Here is a 3407-nt window from a genome sequence, read left to right on the forward strand (position 1 = left end):
ACTACATTTTTTAATAATAACAATATTAGAGGAACTGTTATTATAGCTAAAGAAGGTCTAAATGGTACTATATCTGGAAGAGTAACAAATATTGAAAAAATCAAAATAAAAATTAAGTCTTTATTTTCTTTTAAAAAATTTGACAATTTCAATGAGTCAAATTCAAATTTTCAACCGTTTCATAAACCAAAAGTTAAAATAAAAAATGAAATTGTTCCTATGAATTTAAAATTAAATTCTAAAGAAAGAAATTTAAACACACATTTAGAGCCAAAGGATTGGAACAAACTAATTAGAAATAAAGACACTCATATAATTGATACTAGAAAACCTTTTGAGCATAAAGTTGGAACTTTTAAAAAAGCAGTAAATCCCAACGTAACTAATTTTAGAGATTTTCCTAAGTATCTTAATAAACTTAATAAAGATAAACCAGTTGCAATGTTTTGTACTGGTGGTATTCGATGTGAAAAAACTTCTGTTTATTTAAAAAAAAAAGGATTTAAGAATATTTTTCAACTAAATGGTGGAATTTTAAATTATCTTAAAAAAATTAAAAAAGATCAAAGTTTATGGAAAGGTGAATGTTTTGTTTTTGATAATAGAATAAGCTTAAAACATGGTTTAAAGATTGGAACACACTCAATGTGCAGTGGTTGTCGAATGCCAATATCCCCAAAAGATAAAAAATCGAAAAAATATGAAGAAGGAGTATCTTGTCCTAATTGCCATGATAAACTAACAGCAGATCAAAAATCACGTTTTAGAATGAGGCAAAGTCAGATATACAAAGCAAAAAAATTAGGAAAAAATTATTTATTTCAGAAAGAATTTAAATAGAGGATTATTTGTCTAAATCAATCAAACTTACTAAAGATCCTATATGGGAATTGCTCAGAAAAGTTACTATACCGGCAAGTACTGGATCATTATTTCAAACCTTTTATAATCTTGTTGATACATGGTTTGCTGGAAAAATATCAGCTGAAGCGATAGGAGCTATTGCAAAATCTTTTCCAATTTATTTTGTAATAATAGCTGTGGGTGTAGGAATTGGTGCTGCAACAAATGCATGCATAGGTAATCTCTTAGGAGAAAAGAAAATCAGGAAAGCCTCATTGTTAGTTGCACAATCAGTAATATTTGCAGTTATAGTTTCAATAACTGTTACCTTCTTCGGTTTAAATTCCTCAAATTTTCTTTTATCAGTAATGGGATCTGATCAACAAAGTATCATTTTAACAAGAGAGTATTTAGATATTATATTTTATGGAACTTTTATTGTCTTAATTCAAATATCTTTAAATGGAACATTGAATGCCCAAGGAGATACAAAAAGTTACAGAAATGTTCTAATTTTCAGTTTCTTTTTAAATATATTTTTAAATCCTTTATTTATATGGGGATATGCTTTTGTACCTGGTTTTGGAATTGCTGGTTTAGCTATTGCAACTGTAATATCTCAATCTATAGGAACTTTATATTTAGCATATAAAGTAAATTCTTGTAAATTAAGAGAGTATCTAAAAATCGAATGCTTTATTCCTAAATTCGAATTACTTAAAGAATTATTAGAACAATCAATACCAATTATGTTTAGCATGCTGTTTATTGGTGTTGGTATATTTAATGTTTTATATTTCATTGGTCAATTTGGAGAGTTAGCAGCAGCTGGTTACGGAGCAGCTTTAAGAATAGAACAAGTATTTTTGTTACCAGTAATTGGATTAAATACAGCTGTGTTATCGATAGGTGGACAAAATTTTGGAGCTAAAAAATTTGATCGGATTAGAGAATTATATAAAAAAGCATTATTTTTTGGATCATCTTTCATGATATGTGCAGGTTTAGTCATTTTCTTTGGTGCTGAATTTTTAGTCTCTTTATTTACAGATAATATTGAAGCAATAAAACATGGAATTATATACCTCCAAGTCGCTGCTTTAATTGGTCCGATATATCCAGTTTTTTTTATAACAACTGCAGTTTTTCAAGCTGTAAAGAAACCCATTTATAGCTTGTATCTAAGTATTTTACGTTTAACTGCATTTCCTTTTTTAAGTTTATGGTATGTAATTAACATTAGAGGAGGGGACTACGAAGATATCTTTTATACAATTATGGTCACAAATTGGATTATGGGCTTTGCAGTAATTATATTTATCGGATATTTTTTAAATAATGTTTTTAAACAAAATAAAAAACTTTTTTCTTTTTAGCTTTTTAATTTTATTTCTTTCCACAAAATTAAATTCTCAAGAAAAAAAAATTGAGGGATTAGCCCTTATTACTGATGGAGATACAATTAAATTATCAAATCAAAAAATAAGATTATTCGGAATTGATGCTCCAGAAATGAAACAAAAGTGCAAAAAACCCTTTATATCTATTTCTTTTTTAACTTTAAATAAAGAATATGATTGTGGTGTTGTTTCTACAAATAAATTGAAAAAAAAAATTTTTAATAAGAAAATTTCATGTTTAGTTACAAACAAAGATAGATATGGAAGATTTATAGGTGAATGTTTTTATAAAAATACGAATATAAATTCATGGATGGTAGAAAATGGTTATGCCTTAGCATATTTGAAATATTCCAAAAAATATCAAAATCAAGAATTAAACGCTAAAAAAAATAAACTTGGTATTTGGCAAGGTTCTTTTGAAAAACCATGGGATTGGCGTAAGAAAAATAGAAACTAATCTTTCTTTAGTTTTTTCTCAAATTTTCTTACAAAATAAGAAACTATTAAGATAAGAACTAAATATTCAAATATTAAAAATGTATAAATCTCCAAAGGTCTGTATGTTGTTACAACTAACTCATTAGCTTTTCTTGTAAGATCTCCTATTCCAATAATAGAAACAAGTGAGGACATTTTTAGAACATACACAAATTGATTTCCAATAGCAGGTAGAATATTTTTAATTGCTTGAGGCAGAATAACTAATCTTAACTTTCTAAAAAAATTTAACCCTAATGAACTTCCAGCTTCCCATTGAGATTTTTTTATTGAATTTATACCTGCTCTAAAAATTTCAGCTTGAAAAGCACTTTCACTTATTGATAAAGCAATAATACCGGAAACAAATGGACTAAAGCTTATTCCTGTCATTATTGGCAAACCATAATAAATCCATAAAATTAAAACTAATAAAGGAATAGCTCTTACTATTTCGACATAGCCTATATTCAAATATGTTAGATATTTATTTTTTGCTAAAGATGGGATTGCAACTACAAGACCCAAAAAAATAGAAATGATAATTGAAACTAAAGAAATAAAGATTGTTGTGGTTAAGCCACTTAATAAAAATTTAAGATTTGTTAATCCTTCAACATTATTTGGAGATAAAATAAGCCAATTTAAATCACTTTTGCCACAAGATGTTAAAAATATAGCTAA

At 26.7% G+C, this 3407-nt stretch carries 4 protein-coding genes; 3 read left to right on the forward strand and 1 reads right to left on the reverse strand.

Going from position 1 to position 3407, the window contains the following annotated elements:
- The 3 genes from trhO to ACTT9D_RS07030 all read left to right on the forward strand — a co-directional run.
- Positions 1–840: oxygen-dependent tRNA uridine(34) hydroxylase TrhO (gene trhO / locus ACTT9D_RS07020; RefSeq protein ID WP_440931069.1), on the forward strand; the 840-nt coding region annotated here is incomplete at its 5' end.
- 8 nt (positions 841–848) lie between these two features.
- Positions 849–2219: an MATE family efflux transporter gene (locus ACTT9D_RS07025; RefSeq protein ID WP_440931070.1), complete on the forward strand. Its 1371-nt coding sequence runs from the start codon at positions 849–851 to the stop codon at positions 2217–2219.
- A complete protein-coding gene (locus ACTT9D_RS07030; RefSeq protein WP_440931071.1) occupies positions 2182–2703 on the forward strand; it encodes a thermonuclease family protein in 522 nt (173 codons plus the stop codon). Before ACTT9D_RS07025 ends, ACTT9D_RS07030 begins: the two co-directional genes overlap by 38 nt.
- Here the strand turns inward: ACTT9D_RS07030 and ACTT9D_RS07035 are convergent.
- Positions 2700–3407, reverse strand: a 708-nt coding sequence (locus ACTT9D_RS07035) for an amino acid ABC transporter permease (protein ID WP_440931072.1), incomplete at its 5' end; no start/stop codon positions are given. The two genes, ACTT9D_RS07030 and ACTT9D_RS07035, sit on opposite strands and share 4 nt — an antisense overlap.

Origin of the sequence: Candidatus Pelagibacter sp. (assembly GCF_052049815.1) — a bacterium.
GTDB lineage: Bacteria > Pseudomonadota > Alphaproteobacteria > Pelagibacterales > Pelagibacteraceae > Pelagibacter.

Bases quoted from the DNA above. Each gene is read 5' to 3' on its own strand.
- ACTT9D_RS07030 (WP_440931071.1), top strand. From the start codon at position 2,182: ATGTTTTTAAACAAAATAAAAAACTTTTTTCTTTTTAGCTTTTTAATT.